The following is a 15,815-nucleotide window of genomic DNA, read 5'->3' on the forward strand; positions in this document are numbered from 1 at the left end:
AGAAGGTACGCGGCGGGCGGCCCGAGCCGCCCGCCGCGTACGTCGTGGCCTCTTGGGTCGCGGAGCCTCAGCCGAGGTAGCGCTCCCACGGGCCGGTGATGGCCAGCGTGTAGCCGGGGTCCTGCATGTTGACGAAGAGGACCTTGCCGTCGGGCGAGAAGCACGGGCCGCAGAACTCGGAGTCGTTGAGGTCGTTGCGGGCGATGGCGTACGCCGGGCCGCCGGGGAACGCACCGAGCACGTGCGAGGCGCCGCTGCCGTCCTCGGCGAGCACCAGCGAGCCCCACGGGGTGACGGTGACGTTGTCGGGACCGTCGAAGGTGAGGTCGCCGTACTTCGGCGCCGGAGCATCGTCCTCGGACTGCGTCTGGTGCGGGAAGTACGTCACCAGCTGGATGGTCTCGGCCTCGTAGTCGTAGAACCAGACCATGCCGTCGTGCGGCGAGGCGTCAGCGGGGAGATCGATGTCCTCCCAGGCGTAGGAGTTGACCACGTAGACGCCCTCGTCGGTGCCCCACACGCCCTCGAACTTGCGCCCGCGGGTGACCTCGCCGTCGGCGAACTGCTCCCGGCACGGCGTCTCCTGGGCGTCGCGCTCGGGGACGGTCTTCCACCTCACCGGGAAGGGCTGACCCATCTGCGCGGAGGTCAGGTAGGCCACGTCGGGCAGCACCGAGCCGTCGGGCAGGATGATCTGCATCGCGGCGAGCGTGCCGGCGTCGTCGACCAGCTCGGTGAGCACGCCCGGACCGAGCCTGACCCCGGCCGGAGCGGTCCAGCGGTAGAAGAGCCCGTTGGGCTCGTCGGCGTCCTCGGAGAGGAAGACCTTGGTGCGGGTCCGGTCGATCGCGAGGGCCTCGTGGTCGTAGCGACCGAACGCCTTGATCGGACGCGGGTCGGCCGAGCCGTCGGCCCAGACCTCGAAGACGTAGCCGTGGTCCTTCTCGTAGACACCCGTGCTGCCGTCCTCGCCCTCCCACTCCTCGCCGGCGTCGTTGACGGTCTCCTCGCAGGTCAGCCAGGTCCCCCACGGCGTCGGGCCGCCGGCGCAGTTGGTCGAGGTGCCGGAGATGGCGACGAACTCACCGAGGTTGGCGCCGCCCGCGTCGGTGGTGATCACGGTGCAGCCGCCCGAGGGGGCGCCGGCGTCGTAGACCGTCCCGGGCACCAGCGGGACCGGAATGCCCTCGCCGGGCTCGACCTCGTGGTTCTGGATCAGCGTGTAGCGCCCGCGCCGGCCGCCGAGCACCATCATCCCGTCGTGGTTGGACGGCGTCTTCTCCCCCGACTTCAGGGTCGTCTCACCGGCGGAGGTGACGATGGCGTAGGAGAACCCCTCGGCCAGCGCGAGGATGCCCTGGGGGTCGTCCACGAGCGGCGGGAACGGCTCGCGAGCGCGCTTGCGTCCTGGGGTGCCGGGCCGAGCGGGCTTCGCCTCGGCAAGGGCGGGAACGGCACCGGCGACGGCCAGGCCGACCCCGGCCACGGCTCCTCCGGTGAGCAGGGAGCGTCGAGTTGCGGACATGGGTTGGAACTCCTCGGAGCTTCGTAGGGGAACCCGTGACAGGTCTCGACCCTCTACCCAAGCCACTCCGCAACACCGGCGCGACCGCCCGAGGTGAACCTCAGGCGACGGCACCGTGAAACGTACGCCGGCAGCGCCTCAGGCAGCGCCGAACAGGCCGGACAGCCCGGCGATACGGGCGGTGCCGGAGCGACCGCTCTCCCACGCGTACCCACACCTGCAGCACATCAGCCGCCGGCGGCCCCCCGCCGAACGCGCGAGAACCCGGATCTCCTCGTCTTCGGTGCACTTGGCACACATAGCCGAAGTCATCGAGTGAACACCTCGCACTTCTACGTGAACAGAATCTGTACAACTCACCCCAGGGTGACACAGCCACGCGCCTGTCCCCCAGTTGAGAACTTCCTGTGGTCGAACTGTGAAGGTGCTATTGACCAGGAGGAACGTCGTCGGAGTTGGCCACGCCGTAGGGGATGTGGACCCCGGCGATCGAGCCGACCGCCTCGTCCAGGTGGGTCGTCTGGTCGTCGAAGAAGATCAGCGGGCGCAGGACCTCCAGCACGCGCCTCTTCTCCACCCCGCCGAGGAAGAAGGCCTCGTTGACGTAGACGTCCCAGGACTGCAGCGACCGGATCGCGCGCTCGTGAGCCGGGGCCCCGCGGGCGGTGACCAGCGCGATCCGCAGCCGCGGCTCGTAGCCCGGATCCTCCAGGCGGCGCTGCTCCTCGATCTGCTGGATCCGGTTGAGGTCGCGCAGCAGCGGCTGCAGCGGCCCGGGCTGGAGCGGCTCGGTCTTCCGGCTCGCCTCGTAGGCCCGATAGCTCCCGATGCCCTCCTCGCGGAAGATCCGTTCCGAGCCGTCGTCGGCGAGCACGCCGTCGAAGTCGAAGGCGACGACGACGGAGCGGTCGTTCTCGTCGTACGTCGCCGCCGACGGCAGCACGTGACCGGCCGGGAACCCCTCGCGGTTGGCCGCGATGACGTCGTCGCGGTTGCCGCTGAGGAACAGCGACATCCCGAGCGCGCCGATGTAGGGATGGGGCGAGCGGCCCTGGGTGAAGACGGCACGGGTCATCGGCAGGCCGTGGTGCTCGATCGAGCGCATCACCCGCAGCCCGGTGCTGGGGTCGTTGCGCGAGACCACGATCACCTCGACGAGACCGTCCTCGGCGTCCTCGGCCAGGTCGTTGAGGCTCAGCAGCCGCTTGATGAACGGGAACGCGACGCCGGGGCGGAGCTGGTCGTCGATGCGCTCGTCCTGATAGCGGCGGTAGGCCTCCTCGCCGTGCTCGCGGAAGTAGGCGTCCGACTCGGTCAGGTCGAAGAGCGCGCTCGACGCGATCCCGACGACCAACCGCCCGCTCAGCTCGTATCCCACGCTCCGCAACCTACCGCTCGCCTCCGACACCGGGCCGGGGCGTTTGGGTATGAGAAGCGGTGAATCGGGTACCGGGAACGTCGGTGAAGGAGGTAGTGATGCCGACGAGCGAGCGTGAGCACCACTCCGGGCGTCAAGGCGGCGAGATGCCGTCCGAGGTCGGAGACCATCTCGGGGTGTTCGACCGGTTCGCCACCCATGCGAGCAACTTCGTGTCGCGGGCGTGGTTCTTCATGATGTGCGTGCTGCTGGTGGTGATCTGGGCACCGTCCGTCTTCGTGCTGCCCGATGTGGACACCTGGCAGCTGATCATCAACACGGCCACGACGATCATCACGTTCCTGCTGGTGGCGCTCCTGCAGAACACCCAGAAACGTGCCGACGACGCCGTCCAGCAGAAGCTCAACGCCATCGCCGGAGGTCTCTCCGACATGATGGAGAGGCTCGCCCGTGACCATCCCGAGCTCCGTGATGACCGCGACGAGCTGCGCCAGGCGGTAGGCCTGGAGGAGCGGGAAAGCGCGGAATGACGCGCCTTGCCCTGGAGTCACGTCAGTACGTACGTGATCGCTTCTCGGCCGCGGCTCACGTGCTCTCCGGCGTGGCCGGTTCGGCGTGGGCCAGCGGGATCAGCATGATCGTCGTCGCAGGACTGCTGATCGCCGGCCTGCTCACCGGGTTCGCCACGTGGTGGCACAGCCTCGTGTACGCGACCGCCTCGATGGTCAGCCTGCTGGTGCTCTTCAGCATCCAGCACACGACCAACCGGCAGACGAAGGCCATCCTGCTCAAGCTCGACCAGCTGGTCGAGGGCGTCGAAGGCGCGGACAACGACGTCATCGCGATCGAGGACCGAGACCTGGAGGACCAGGAGGACATCCGTCACCGGCATCACCGGTGAGTCTCGCGGATAAATGGTGTGCATCCGACGTCTGGCCTGTCTAGCGTGGTCGGCATGCAGCAGCGACCGCTTCCGTTCCACCGCCACCCGTTCGAGGAGCGGCCGCTGACCTGAGCCTGCACTCAGGCGCAACCAGGCCGCTCCGAGGAGACTCCTCGTGGCGGCCTTCTCTGTCTGTGGACAACGGGTTGTAGGGAAGCGGCCATCCCTCCTGGTTTGGGTCCAGGCGATCGCGGGTTCGAGTCCCGCCAACCCGACGAGGTCTCAGTCGACCTTGGTGACGCGGAGGAACTCCTGGACGTCGAAGACGGCCCGGAAGACGCCCGCGGCCTTGGGCAGCAGCGGCGCGACCTCGGCGTAGGGGACGACCCGCGGGTCGGTGACGCGGTGCTCGATGCCGTCGTGGACGATCGTGGCCGAGTTGGCGGCCAGCACGTTCTGAACCCAGTCGACCTTGGAGGTGTAGGGCAGGTTGATGACGAAGCCGTCCGGGGTCGGGAACGGCGTGATCGGGGTGGCGTACTCCCGACCGCTCGCGCGGCCCACGTGGAGGACGACGCCGTTGGTGGCGCCTTCCCCGCCGGCGGTCTTCAGCGCCTCGGCGGCGAACCGCTTCGAGAAGGCGCGGATCCGGTCCTGCAGCCAGGGCGACTTGTTGCGCATGCCGATCACGAAGGCGGCGCCCGCGCCCGCTACACCGACGGCCAGCAGACCCGGGATCACTCGACTCAGTCGCATGCGCCAAACCTACCTCGCGACCCCGCAGCGGCTCGGGTGACAGATAACGTGGGCGCCATCACACTGGAGGTCGATGGAGCACCGGCGAGGAAGGAGCACGGATGCGGCGCTGGAAGCGAACCCACCTGGGCACAGAAGCCGATCGGGCGACCTTCCGCACCCTCCACAACGCATCGCTGGCCAGCCCGGCCCTGCGCGGCGGCCTGACCGTCGACAGCGCCGAGCGCGCCGCCCCGCATCTCCAGGCGCTCCTGGCCGCCCCTGCCCTCGCGATCACCGACACCGACGGCCTGCTCGCCTGGGAGGGCATCGGCACCCATCACCAGGAGCACGTGACCAAGCTGGCCGAGGGCACGCTGGAGCGCGGCGCGACCCGGTTCTACGACCGGGTCGACCTCGAGTGCGGCCAGGCCGGCTGCCCGATCCACTCCGCGGTGGTCAGCCCGCTGGTCGTCGACGACCATCTGGTCGGCACGCTGCAGGCCTACGCCCCGGACACTTCCGCGATGATGGTCCGCGCCACCGACGAGGTCGCGACCTGGGTCTCCGGGCAGCTCGAGCTCGCCGAGCTCGACGCGTCGCGGCGTCGGCTGATGGAGGCCGAGGTGCGCGCGCTGCGCGCTCAGATCAGCCCCCACTTCATCTACAACTCGCTGGGGGCGATCGCCAGCTTCGTACGCACGGATCCGGAGCGGGCGCGGGAGCTGCTCCTGGAGTTCGCGGACTTCACCCGCTACTCCTTCCGCACCCACGGCGAGTACACGACGCTGTCCGAGGAGCTCCGCTCCGTCGAGCGCTACCTGCTCCTGGAGCAGGCCCGGTTCGGCGAGCGGCTCTCGGTCAGGCTGTCGGTCGCGCCCGAGGTGCTGCCGATCGCGGTGCCGTTCCTGTGCCTGCAGCCGCTGGTCGAGAACGCCGTACGCCACGGCCTGGCCGACGCGCAGACCGGCCACATCTCCATCCGGGCCGCCGACAGCGGCACCGAGTGCGTCATCGAGGTCGAGGACGACGGCGCCGGCGAGGACCCGGAGAAGGTACGCAACGCACTGGCCGGCGGCGCCGACTCCGTCGGGCTCGGCAACGTCGACGCCCGGCTCCGCAACGCCTACGGCGACGACTACGGCCTGGTCGTCGAGACCGCCCGCGGCGCCGGCACGAAGGTCATCCTCAGAATCCCGAAGTTCGCCCCAGGAGTGCACACATGAACGGCCGTACGACGCAGGCCTTCGCCGCCAGACAAGGGGCGCCGGGTGGGCGATTGAGGATCCTGGTCGTCGACGACGAGCCGCCGGCGGCCGACGAGCTCTCCTACCTGCTGACCCAGGACGCACGGGTGGCGGAGGTGCGCACCTGCCTGAACGCGACCGACGGGCTGCAGCAGCTGCAGGGCTCGGGCGTCGACGCGGTGTTCCTCGACATCCAGATGCCGGGGCTCAACGGCCTCGAGCTGGCGCGGCTGCTGGCGCGCTTCAAGACGCCGCCGGCGGTCGTGTTCGTGACCGCCCACGAGGAGCACGCGCTCGAGGCGTTCGACCTGCGCGCGGTCGACTACGTGCTCAAGCCGGTGCGCGCCGAGCGGCTGGCCGAGACCGTGACCCGGCTGATGGGCAGCATGCCGGAGGAGGAGCCGAGCGGCGACATCCAGATCCCGGTCGAGCTCGGCGGGGTCACCCGCTTCGTGTGGCGCTCCCAGATCACCCACGTCGAGGCGCAGGGCGACTACGCCCGGCTGCACACCGCCGACGCCTCCCACCTGGTGCGGGTCCCGCTGACGCAGCTGGAGCAGGAGTGGGCATCCGCCCGGTTCGTACGCATCCACCGCTCCCTCCTCGTCAACCTCGCCCACGTGACCGAGGTCCGCTCCGAGGCCGGGCGCTGCTCGGTCGTCGTCGGCGGCGCGTCCCGTGGCACCGAGCTGCAGGTCAGCCGCCGCCACACGCGCCAGCTCAAGGACCTGCTCGCCCGACGCTCATGACCCGATCCGATGACTGAACCCCAACGCGTACGCGTCACCGGTCCGCCCCGGCGTCGCCCGGCCGTCCGCCGGGTCGATGTCGGCGAGGACACCCGCCTCGGCGAGGTCTACCTCGGCTCGCTGATGCGCGCCCAGCTCTCGATCGCCGTCCGCACCCTGGCCGTGCTCTTCCTCGGCGTCGGCTCGCTCCCGCTGCTCTTCTGGCTGGCTCCGGGGCTGGTCCACACCTCGCCGTTCGGCATCCCGCTCCCCTGGCTGCTCCTCGGGGTGCTGGTCTACCCGTTCCTGTTCCTCCTCGGTCGCTGGTACCTGCGCGGTGCGGAGCGCAACGAGGCCAGCTACGCCGACCTCCTGAAGTCGGACGACGAGACGCCATGACCTTCGACTCCGCCCCGGCGATCGTCGCGGTCACCCTGGTCACCCTGGCGACGCTGACGATCGGCACCTGGGGGCTGCGGTTCAGCCGGACCACGAGCGACTTCTACGTCGCCTCGCGGTCGGTGCGGCCCGGCCTCAACGCGAGCGCCATCGGCGGGGAGTATCTCTCCGCCGCCTCCTTCCTCGGTGTCGCCGGACTCGTCTTCACCTCCGGCGCCGAGATGCTCTGGTATCCGATCGGCTGGACCGCCGGGTATCTGGTGCTGCTGACCCTGGTCGCGGCACCTCTGCGCAGGTCAGGGGCGTATACGCTGCCCGACTTCGCCGAGGAGCGGCTCGCCTCGCGCGGCGTCCGGAGGCTCTGCTCGCTGCTGGTCGTGTCCATCGGCTGGCTCTATCTGCTGCCGCAGCTGCAGGGTGCCGGGCTGACCCTGGAGCTGGTCGCGGGCGCACCTCGCTGGGTGGGACCGGTGCTGGTCGGGACGGTGGTGCTGGTCAGCGTCTTCTCCGGCGGGATGCGCTCCATCACGTTCGTCCAGGCCTTCCAGTACTGGCTCAAGCTGACCGCCCTGCTGGTGCCGGTCGGGGTGCTGGTCGCGGTCTGGGGCAGCGACGGCGCGCCTCGGGCCACCGACCTCAGCCAGACCTGGTCGCTGCCGATGGGCACCGACGGTTCCGCCGGCCTCTACGCCACCTACTCGCTGATCGCGGCGACCTTCCTCGGCACCATGGGCCTGCCGCACGTGGGCGTCCGCTTCTACACCAACCCCGACGGCCGCGCCGCCCGCCGCACCACCCTGGTCGTGCTCGCACTGCTCGGCGTCTTCTACCTGCTGCCACCGATCCTCGGCCTCCTCGGACGCGTGTACGCAGCCACCCCCGCCTCCGCCGACACCCTGGTGCTCGAGCTCCCCCGTCTGATGGTCCCCGGCTGGGCAGGTGACGCCCTCACCGGGCTGGTCTGCGCGGGTGCCTTCGCCGCGTTCCTGTCGACGTCGTCGGGCCTGGCCATCGCCGTCTCCGGCGTGCTCTCCCAGGACGTGGTCGTGCCGCTGCTGCGCCGCCGGGGCAGCCGCTACGGCGGTGTCGCCGCCTTCCGGATCGCCTCCCTGGTCGCCGTCATCGTGCCGGTCGCCGGCGCCCTGCTGACCCCCAGCGTCGGCGTCGCCCGCGGCGTCGCGCTCGCCTTCGCCCTCGCCGCCGCCACCTTCTGCCCCCTGCTCCTGCTCGGTATCTGGTGGCGCCGGCTGACCGCCTACGGCGCCGCGACCGGCCTGGTCACCGGGCTCATCACCACCGGCACGGCCGTGGTGTTCACGATCAGTGGGTCGCGTACGGACACCTGGGCGGATGTCGCTCTCAGCCAGCCGGCCTTGTGGGCGGTGCCGCTGTCGTTCGCGGTCATGATCGTGGTCAGCCTCGCCACCGCCGCCCACGTCCCCGCCCACACCACGCGGCTTCTCGTCCGCCTCCACACCCCCGAACCGACGATCGAGCCCGCCGTCACGCCCGCGCTGCAGCGCTGACTCTCAGCAGACGGTGATCTCCACCTGAACCGAGGTGGTCCACCCATGACCGTCACCGCCGTGAATCACCAGCAGGTGCGAGCCGGGTGCGAGCGGCTCGACGACAGGGACGTCGAATCGCCGCGCTGACACGCCACCGCGGTTGCCAGCGACGAACCAAGCGCTTGATCCTTCCGGCGCATCGCCGCCTCGATACCCTCCCGCCGCCAGGTGAACGAAAATTTGTTCACCCATCACAGAGCGAACGAATTTTCGTTCGTCCCGGTGACCACCGGCCACGCAGGCGACGGCTCGAAACTCCGGCGAGATGGGCACTTCCATCGCTAACCGGCCCACAAACGCGGCTGCTGCTCGCCCGATCCGACCGCCGGGATCGCATCCCCATATTTGGGGACACGAGCCTGAGAGCACCCGTCGATGGACGTCGAGCGTCTTTACGATCTCGCGGTTCTCGGCACGTGTCGTCGGGACGTCGCAGCCCATCCCGAACGATGAATTCGAAAGGCACATGAAGAAGTTCGCAAGCCTCACCGCAGCGGCAATCGTCGTACCGCTGCTTGCGCTGGCCAGCCCGGCCAGCGCCGCCCCCGGAGACGTGACTGCCTCCGCTCGCAACGTCACCCTCCCTCCGGGAGCCTGTGACTACCACGGATACATCGAGGTCAAGGTCGAGAGGGACACGTACGACACTGGCGGATGGCTCTCCCTCGACATCATCGATCCTGCTGGCGCCGAGGTCACCGGAGTCTTCGAGCAGCCAATCAGCACGGATGGGAACGTCGACACCTACGCCAGCACGGTGTTCCTGTGCGATGACCGCCCGGGCACCTACACAGCTCGTGGGTCGGCCGACTACTACAACAGCCAGACCGGCAACGAAAGCTCGTACGGCGTCTCGACGACCTTCACTCTGAAGATCCAGGCGCCTTCCGTGTCGATCTCTGCCTCGAACGTGAAGGTCTGGAAGGACACCTGCGGCAACGTCGGAAATGTCGTCGTCAGTGGGATCAGCAACATCCCGGCCGGCTGGAATCTGTACTCGCGCAGTGGCTACACATACACCTACAACCAGGCAGGCTCGCTCGTCGATTCGAACGCGGGATCCTTCCGCTGGTGCAAGAGCACGACTGGGACCTACCGCGCGACCACCAGCCAGTACATCGAGCTCGTCAACCCGGCCACCGGCGACGTCACCTACGTGACACTGAACAGGTCGAGGACATTCAGCGTCTCGTACAACTCGCCGTACTGGTCGAGCGTGACCAAGTACGGCAGCACGGTCAAGGCAACCGACAAGCGGTGGAGAGTAACCGGCAAACTCGCCCGTCAAGGCGACGCCAGTTACGGCGGTCGACGGATCTACCTGCAACGTTGGACCGGCACCCAGTGGGCGACCGCCACGTCGTGCGTGACAGCTTCGACCGGGCAATGCTCCGTGGCGCTGCGACCGCCGAGGCGGTCCAGCTACAGGTGGTACGTCCCGGCGACAGCCCGGGTCAAGGCGGACACTTCGGCGACGTTCATCCTGACCCGTCGGGCATAGCTCCGCACGACATCCACGTAGCCGTCAGCTATGAGAGAGGGTCCGGCCTTGTGAATCGTTCACAAGGCCGGACCCTCGGTCGTAGCCGCTCCCGAGCCCTGGGGGCTCGGTGCCACTCGACGTACGAAACCGACCGCTCGTCGCGCGACCGCGCCGCCCACCGAGGGAGGGCGCATTACCCCGCGACGAGCGGGGCGAGCGAGCCCTAATGTGACTGCGATCACACGTCGCCCGTCCTTCACCCCCACGATGGACGGCCTCGTCAACGAAAGGGTTAACCGTGAGCGCTGAAGCACACGACCAAGCCCACCGGCACGACCCGGTCTACGACAGCCTGCACGCCACGGCGGAGTTTCGCGCTCTGCGGTCGGCGTACCGGAAGTTCGTCTTCCCGGCCACGGTGGCATTCCTGGCTTGGTACCTCCTCTACGTCGTCTGCTCGAACTGGGCTGAGGGCTTCATGAACACCAAGCTGGTCGGCAACATCAACGTCGCGCTGGTCTTCGGGCTCCTGCAGTTCGCGACCACGTTCGGTATCGCCTACCTCTACGCCAACTACTCCAACAAGCACCTCGACCCGCTGGCTCGGAAGCTCGACGAGGAATACGAGAGCCAGAAGAGGGAGGCCTGACATGGACGGTAGCCAGATCCTCACCACGGTCCTCTTCCTGACGGTCGTCGCGATCACGATCGGCATCACCTTCTGGGCGAGCCGGCAGACGAAGACCGCGGCCGATTACTACGCCGGCGGCCGCGGCTTCTCGGGCTTCCAGAACGGGCTCGCGATCGGCGGCGACTACATGTCGGCGGCCTCGTTCCTCGGTATCTCCGGCGCCATCGCGCTGTCGGGCTACGACGGCTTCCTCTACTCGATCGGCTTCCTCGTCGCCTGGCTGGTGGCGCTGCTGCTGGTCGCGGAGGTGCTGCGCAACTCGGGTCGCTACACGATGGCCGACCAGCTGGCGTACCGGATGAAGCAGCGCCCGGTCCGGATGGCGGCCGCGACCTCCACGGTCGTCGTGTCGATCTTCTACCTGCTGGCCCAGATGGTCGGTGCGGGCGCGCTGGTGGCCCTGCTGCTCGGCGTCGAGGACCAGGCGGTCAAGAATGTCGTGATCCTGTTCGTCGGTGCGCTGATGATCTTCTACGTCACCGTCGGCGGCATGAAGGGCACCACCTGGGTCCAGATCGTCAAGGCCGTCCTGCTGATGACCGGCTCGGCGCTGATCGTGATCCTGGTGCTCGCCCAGTTCGGCTTCAACCTCTCCGAGCTGCTCGGCTCCGCCGCCGACGCCTCGGGCAAGGGCGACGCCTTCCTCCAGCCCGGTCTGAAGTACGGCCTGAGCTTCACCAGCGAGCTGGACTTCGTCTCGCTCGGGCTCGCCCTGGTGCTCGGCACCGCCGGCCTGCCGCACATCCTGATCCGCTTCTACACCGTCCCGACCTCGGCGGATGCCCGCAAGTCGGTGCTGTGGGCGATCGGTCTGATCGGCGTCTTCTACCTGTTCACCCTGGTTCTGGGCTTCGGTGCGGCCGCGCTGGTCGACCCGACCACCCTGGACAAGGCCGGCAACCTGGCGGCGCCGCTGCTCGCCCAGGAGGTCGGTGGCGGTGAGGGCTCCATCGGCGGTGCCGTACTGCTGGCACTGATCGCGGCGGTCGCCTTCGCGACGATCCTCGCCGTGGTCGCGGGCCTGACGCTGACCTCCTCGGTCTCCGTCGCCCACGACATCTACAACTCGGTGATCAAGCGTGGCAAGGCCACCGAGAAGGAGGAGCTGAAGGTCTCGCGCTGGGCCGCGGCGGGCATCGGCCTGGTCGCGATCCTGCTGGCCATCCCGGCACAGTCGCTGAACATCGCGTTCCTGGTGGCGCTGGCCTTCGCGGTCGCCGCCTCGGCGAACCTGCCCGCGATCATCTACAACATGTTCTGGGCGCGGTTCAACACCCGCGGCGCGACCTGGTCGATCTACGGCGGCCTGATCTCCTGCGTCGGCCTGGTCTTCTTCTCGCCGGTCGTCTCCGGCAAGACGGCCGTGGACGCGGTGACCGGCGAGACGATCTCCGCCTCGCTGTTCCCGCTCGGCGTGGACTTCTCCTGGTTCCCGCTGGAGAACCCCGGCATCATCTCCATCCCGCTCGGCTTCTTCCTGGGCTGGCTGGGCACGGTGACGTCGAAGGAGCCGGAGACCGCAGAGCGGTACGTCGAGCTCGAGGTCCGCGCCCTCACCGGCGCCGGCTCGGAGAAGGCGATCACGCACTGATCTCCCAACGGCGGGCCGTCGTACATCTGCGGTTGTACGACGGCCCGCCATCATTCTTTCCCCCGCACTACCCTGTGGCTTGAGCCACACATTTTTCGTACGTAGGAGTCACTGTGACCGACGAGACCCTGTCCAACCTGCTGCACGAGAAGCGCCGGTTCGAGCCCCCTGCCGAGCTCGCCGCCGCAGCCAACGTCAAGGCCGACGCGTACGACGCCGCGACCGCGGACCGCGACGCCTTCTGGGCCGCCGCCGCGGAACGGCTCACCTGGGCCAAGCCGTTCGATCGCGTCCTCAACTGGGACAACCCGCCGTTCGCGAAGTGGTTCGAGGGCGGCGAGATCAACGTGGCGTACAACGCCGTCGACCGGCACGTGGAGGCCGGGCTCGGCGACCGGGTCGCGATCCACTGGGTCGGTGAGCCGGCCGACGACAAGCGGACGATCACCTATGCCGAGCTCAAGGACGAGGTCTCGCGGGCCGCGAACGCCTTCGAGGCGCTGGGGGTGTCGAAGGGCGACCGGGTCGCGATCTACATGCCCATGATCCCCGAGGCCGTCTTCGCGATGCTGGCCTGCGCCCGGATCGGCGCGATCCACACCGTCATCTTCGGTGGCTTCTCGGCCGAGGCGCTGGCCGCCCGGATCACCGACTGCAACGCCAAGCTCGTGGTCACCTCCGACGGCGGCTACCGCCGTGGTGCGCCGTCGGCGCTCAAGCCGGCCGTCGACGAGGCGCTGGGCAAGATCGACGCCGGGATCGTGGAGAACGTCGTCGTCGTCCGCCGCACCGGCCAGGACGTCGAGTGGAACGACTCCGTCGACACATGGTGGTCCGACGTCGTCGATGGCGCGTCGACCGAGCACGCCCCGGTCGCGCACGACGCCGAGCACCCGCTCTTCGTGATGTACACCTCCGGCACCACCGGGAAGCCGAAGGGCATCCTGCACACCACCGGTGGCTACCTCACCCAGGCGGCATTCACCCACTGGGAGGTCTTCGACCTCAAGCCGGAGACCGACGTCTACTGGTGCACCGCCGACATCGGCTGGATCACCGGCCACTCCTACATCGTCTACGGACCGCTGGCCAACGGCGCGACCCAGGTGCTCTACGAGGGCACCCCTGACTTCCCGGAGAAGGGCCGCTGGTGGCAGATCATCGAGGAGTACGGCGTCACCATCTTCTACACGGCGCCGACCGCGATCCGGACGTTCATGAAGCAGGGCCGCGCCATCCCCGACGCCCGCGACCTCTCCTCGGTCCGCCTGCTCGGGTCGGTCGGTGAGCCGATCAACCCCGAGGCCTACATCTGGTACCGCGACGTCATCGGCGGCTCGAAGGTGCCCGTCGTGGACACCTGGTGGCAGACCGAGACCGGCGCGATCATGATCTCGCCGCTCCCCGGGGTCACCCACGGCAAGCCGGGGTCGGCGATGAAGGCGCTGCCGGGTGTGGGCGCCGACGTGGTCGACGACAACGGCGTCCCCGTGCCGGACGGTGCCGGGGGCTACCTCGTGCTCACCCAGCCGTGGCCGTCGATGCTGCGTACGATCTGGGGGGACGACCAGCGCTACATCGACACCTACTGGTCGCGCTTCAAGGACCAGGGCTATTACTTCGCAGGCGACGGCGCGAAGAAGGACGAGGACGGCGACGTCTGGGTCCTGGGCCGCGTCGACGATGTGATGAACGTGTCCGGGCACCGGCTCTCCACCACCGAGATCGAGTCGGCGCTGGTCTCGCACGCCTACGTCGCGGAGGCGGCGGTCGTCGGTGCGACCGATCCCGACACGGGGCAGGCCGTGGTGGCGTACGTCATCCTGCGCGACGGGTCGCCCGAGGACTGCGAGAAGGAGCTCTCCGACCACGTCCGCAAGGAGATCGGCCCGATCGCCAAGCCGCGGCAGATCATGATCGTGCCCGAGCTGCCCAAGACGCGCTCGGGGAAGATCATGCGGCGGCTTCTGCGCGACCTCGCTGAGGGTCGCGGTGTCGGCGACACCACCACGCTCGCTGACCAGACGATCATGGATCTGATCGCCGCCGGGCAGGCGACCTCCACCGAGGACTGATCCACTCGGCATCGCGGCCCGGTCGCCCTCGTGGGCGACCGGGCCGCTGCGTACTCGCGATCGCGTCCACTTCACGGACGAGGCCGAGGACGCTTGCTAGGGTCGAGGTGAGGTGTGCCGGGAAGTCTGGTCGGCGTGAGTTCGTCGACCCCTGAGCCGCTGGAGGCCCACTCGTGACCGACACCCGCAACCGCCTGTTCACCCGTGGCTCCTGGCTGGAGACCTCGCGTACCGCCGAGATCCTGCGCGCCGAGACAACCGGCGGCATCCTCCTCATCATCGCCGCGGTGATCGCAGTCGTCCTGGCCAACAGCCCGTTGCAGGACGCGTACGAGGCGCTCCGGGACTTCCGCGTCGGGCCGGCCGCGCTCCATCTCGACCTGAGCATCGGGGCCTGGGCGGCCGACGGCCTGCTGGCGATCTTCTTCTTCGTCGCCGGCCTCGAGCTCAAGCGCGAGTTCGTCTCCGGCGACCTGCGTGACCCCCGCCGGGCCGCGCTGCCGATCGCGGCCGCGGTCGGCGGCATGGTCGTGCCGGCCCTGGTCTACGTGGCGGTCAACGTGATCGGCGACGGCTCGCTGGCCGGCTGGGCGACCCCGGTGGCCACCGACATCGCCTTCGCGGTCGCGATCCTGGCGGTCATCTCGACGCACCTGCCGGCAGGGCTGCGTACGTTCCTGCTGACGCTCGCCGTCGTCGACGACCTGCTCGGCATCATCGTCATCGCGATCTTCTTCACCTCCGAGCTGCACATCGGGATCCTGCTGCTGGCGCTCGTGCCGATCGGGCTGTTCGCGGTGCTCGTGCAGCGTCGGATCCGTAGCCCGTGGCTGTTGCTCCCGCTCGCCGCGATCGCCTGGGCGCTCGTCCACGCCAGCGGCGTCCACGCCACCGTCGCCGGCGTGCTGCTCGGCTTCACCGTGCCCGTCATCGCCCGCAACCCGGAGGCCAAGCGCGGCCTCGCCGAGCACTTCGAGCACCTGGTCCGGCCCATCTCCGCCGGTATCGCGGTGCCGATCTTCGCCTTCTTCGCGGCGGGCGTCTCGTTGGGAGGCTGGTCTGGGATCACCGGGGCGTTCCGCGACCCGATCACGTTGGGCATCATCCTCGGCCTGGTCGTCGGCAAGACCGTCGGCATCACCGGTTCGACCTGGCTGTTAGCCCGGTTCACCCGGGCCTCGCTCGACGACGACCTCGCCTGGACCGACGTCATCGGGATGGCGATGCTGGCCGGCATCGGGTTCACCGTGTCGCTGCTGATCGGCGAGCTGGCCTTCGGGTCGGATCCGTCCGCTCACGACCACATGAAGGTGGGCGTCCTGTTCGGCTCCGTGCTGGCCGCGCTGCTCGCCACGGTCGTGCTGCGCGCCCGCAACCGGGTCTACCGTCGCATCGAGCAGCTGGAGACGATCGACGCCAACAAGGACGGCGTGCCGGACGTGTTCGAGGATGATCAGGGTCGGGACCGGTAAGGTCGTGGACGCTCCCCAACACACGTTCAGCGAAGGGTTC

15 protein-coding genes and 1 tRNA gene are annotated in these 15,815 nt (G+C 69.0%); 12 read left to right on the plus strand and 4 right to left on the minus strand.

The window, feature by feature from the left end:
- Positions 1-67: 67 nt before the first annotated feature.
- Together HD557_RS24520 and HD557_RS24525 are read right to left on the minus strand one after the other, a co-directional pair.
- Positions 68-1,525 (minus strand): alkaline phosphatase PhoX, encoded by a 1,458-nt coding sequence (locus HD557_RS24520; RefSeq protein ID WP_196875802.1) that lies wholly within the window; start codon positions 1,523-1,525, stop codon positions 68-70.
- Positions 1,526-1,952: 427 nt separating this feature from the next.
- Positions 1,953-2,903, minus strand: a complete 951-nt coding sequence (locus tag HD557_RS24525; protein ID WP_196875803.1) for a 5'-nucleotidase — start codon at positions 2,901-2,903, stop codon at positions 1,953-1,955.
- Positions 2,904-3,001: 98 nt separating this feature from the next.
- On the opposite strand from HD557_RS24525, the gene HD557_RS24530 reads away from it, so the two are divergent.
- The 3 genes from HD557_RS24530 to HD557_RS24540 all read left to right on the plus strand — a co-directional run bounded on the left by HD557_RS24530 (position 3,002) and on the right by HD557_RS24540 (position 4,061).
- Positions 3,002-3,433 carry a low affinity iron permease family protein gene (locus tag HD557_RS24530; protein ID WP_196875804.1) on the plus strand — a complete coding sequence of 144 codons (432 nt, stop codon included), beginning with the start codon at positions 3,002-3,004 and terminating at the stop codon, positions 3,431-3,433.
- Positions 3,430-3,804, plus strand: a complete 375-nt coding sequence (locus HD557_RS24535) for a low affinity iron permease family protein (protein WP_196875805.1) — start codon at positions 3,430-3,432, stop codon at positions 3,802-3,804. The genes HD557_RS24530 and HD557_RS24535 overlap by 4 nt, the downstream gene beginning before the upstream one ends.
- A gap of 184 nt (positions 3,805-3,988) precedes the next feature.
- Positions 3,989-4,061 (plus strand) — tRNA-Pro (locus HD557_RS24540).
- 7 nt (positions 4,062-4,068) lie between these two features.
- Here HD557_RS24540 and HD557_RS24545 read toward each other — a convergent pair.
- Positions 4,069-4,542 (minus strand): hypothetical protein, encoded by a 474-nt coding sequence (locus tag HD557_RS24545; protein ID WP_196875806.1) that lies wholly within the window; start codon positions 4,540-4,542, stop codon positions 4,069-4,071.
- A 101-nt stretch (positions 4,543-4,643) separates the two neighbouring features.
- On the opposite strand from HD557_RS24545, the gene HD557_RS24550 reads away from it, so the two are divergent.
- The 4 genes from HD557_RS24550 to HD557_RS24565 are packed head-to-tail and all read left to right on the plus strand — an operon-like array spanning position 4,644 to position 8,421.
- The gene (locus tag HD557_RS24550; protein ID WP_008356301.1) at positions 4,644-5,747 is read left to right on the plus strand and encodes a sensor histidine kinase; all 1,104 of its coding nucleotides are present in this window, start codon (positions 4,644-4,646) and stop codon (positions 5,745-5,747) included.
- Positions 5,744-6,517: a LytR/AlgR family response regulator transcription factor gene (locus tag HD557_RS24555; protein ID WP_008356300.1), complete on the plus strand. Its 774-nt coding sequence runs from the start codon at positions 5,744-5,746 to the stop codon at positions 6,515-6,517. Before HD557_RS24550 ends, HD557_RS24555 begins: the two co-directional genes overlap by 4 nt.
- Positions 6,518-6,526: 9 nt before the next feature.
- Positions 6,527-6,895 (plus strand): membrane protein, encoded by a 369-nt coding sequence (locus HD557_RS24560; protein WP_008356299.1) that lies wholly within the window; start codon positions 6,527-6,529, stop codon positions 6,893-6,895.
- Entirely contained in the window at positions 6,892-8,421 is a 1,530-nt protein-coding gene (locus HD557_RS24565) for a sodium/solute symporter (protein ID WP_196875807.1), read from the plus strand. Before HD557_RS24560 ends, HD557_RS24565 begins: the two co-directional genes overlap by 4 nt.
- A gap of 3 nt (positions 8,422-8,424) precedes the next feature.
- On the opposite strand, the gene HD557_RS24570 is transcribed toward HD557_RS24565, so the two are convergent.
- Positions 8,425-8,952, minus strand: a complete 528-nt coding sequence (locus HD557_RS24570) for a hypothetical protein (RefSeq protein ID WP_196875808.1) — start codon at positions 8,950-8,952, stop codon at positions 8,425-8,427.
- Between HD557_RS24570 and HD557_RS24575 the strand changes: the two genes are divergently transcribed.
- From HD557_RS24575 to nhaA, 5 genes are all read left to right on the plus strand, one after another.
- Positions 8,930-9,964 carry a hypothetical protein gene (locus tag HD557_RS24575; protein ID WP_196875809.1) on the plus strand — a complete coding sequence of 345 codons (1,035 nt, stop codon included), beginning with the start codon at positions 8,930-8,932 and terminating at the stop codon, positions 9,962-9,964. The genes HD557_RS24570 and HD557_RS24575 overlap by 23 nt on opposite strands.
- Positions 9,965-10,244: 280 nt before the next feature.
- Positions 10,245-10,595 carry a DUF485 domain-containing protein gene (locus tag HD557_RS24580; protein WP_008356293.1) on the plus strand — a complete coding sequence of 117 codons (351 nt, stop codon included), beginning with the start codon at positions 10,245-10,247 and terminating at the stop codon, positions 10,593-10,595.
- Position 10,596: 1 nt separating this feature from the next.
- Positions 10,597-12,228 carry a solute symporter family protein gene (locus HD557_RS24585; protein WP_008356290.1) on the plus strand — a complete coding sequence of 544 codons (1,632 nt, stop codon included), beginning with the start codon at positions 10,597-10,599 and terminating at the stop codon, positions 12,226-12,228.
- 113 nt (positions 12,229-12,341) lie between these two features.
- Positions 12,342-14,303, plus strand: coding sequence for an acetate--CoA ligase (gene acs / locus HD557_RS24590; RefSeq protein WP_196875810.1), 1,962 nt, complete (start codon positions 12,342-12,344; stop codon positions 14,301-14,303).
- Positions 14,304-14,476: 173 nt separating this feature from the next.
- On the plus strand, positions 14,477-15,775 hold the full coding sequence (gene nhaA, locus HD557_RS24595; RefSeq protein WP_008356287.1) for a Na+/H+ antiporter NhaA: 1,299 nt from the start codon (positions 14,477-14,479) through the stop codon (positions 15,773-15,775).
- Positions 15,776-15,815: the final 40 nt, after the last annotated feature.

It is taken from the genome of Nocardioides luteus, from assembly GCF_015752315.1.
In the GTDB taxonomy this organism is placed as follows: domain Bacteria; phylum Actinomycetota; class Actinomycetes; order Propionibacteriales; family Nocardioidaceae; genus Nocardioides.

Coding starts and splice junctions, on each gene's coding strand:
- HD557_RS24550 (WP_008356301.1), top strand. CDS start 4,644: ATGCGGCGCTGGAAGCGAACCCACCTGGGCACAGAAGCCGATCGGGCG.
- HD557_RS24535 (WP_196875805.1), top strand. CDS start 3,430: ATGACGCGCCTTGCCCTGGAGTCACGTCAGTACGTACGTGATCGCTTC.
- HD557_RS24575 (WP_196875809.1), top strand. CDS start 8,930: ATGAAGAAGTTCGCAAGCCTCACCGCAGCGGCAATCGTCGTACCGCTG.
- HD557_RS24530 (WP_196875804.1), top strand. CDS start 3,002: ATGCCGACGAGCGAGCGTGAGCACCACTCCGGGCGTCAAGGCGGCGAG.
- HD557_RS24545 (WP_196875806.1), bottom strand. CDS start 4,542: ATGCGACTGAGTCGAGTGATCCCGGGTCTGCTGGCCGTCGGTGTAGCG.
- HD557_RS24585 (WP_008356290.1), top strand. CDS start 10,597: ATGGACGGTAGCCAGATCCTCACCACGGTCCTCTTCCTGACGGTCGTC.
- HD557_RS24520 (WP_196875802.1), bottom strand. CDS start 1,525: ATGTCCGCAACTCGACGCTCCCTGCTCACCGGAGGAGCCGTGGCCGGG.
- HD557_RS24565 (WP_196875807.1), top strand. CDS start 6,892: ATGACCTTCGACTCCGCCCCGGCGATCGTCGCGGTCACCCTGGTCACC.
- HD557_RS24555 (WP_008356300.1), top strand. CDS start 5,744: ATGAACGGCCGTACGACGCAGGCCTTCGCCGCCAGACAAGGGGCGCCG.
- HD557_RS24560 (WP_008356299.1), top strand. CDS start 6,527: ATGACTGAACCCCAACGCGTACGCGTCACCGGTCCGCCCCGGCGTCGC.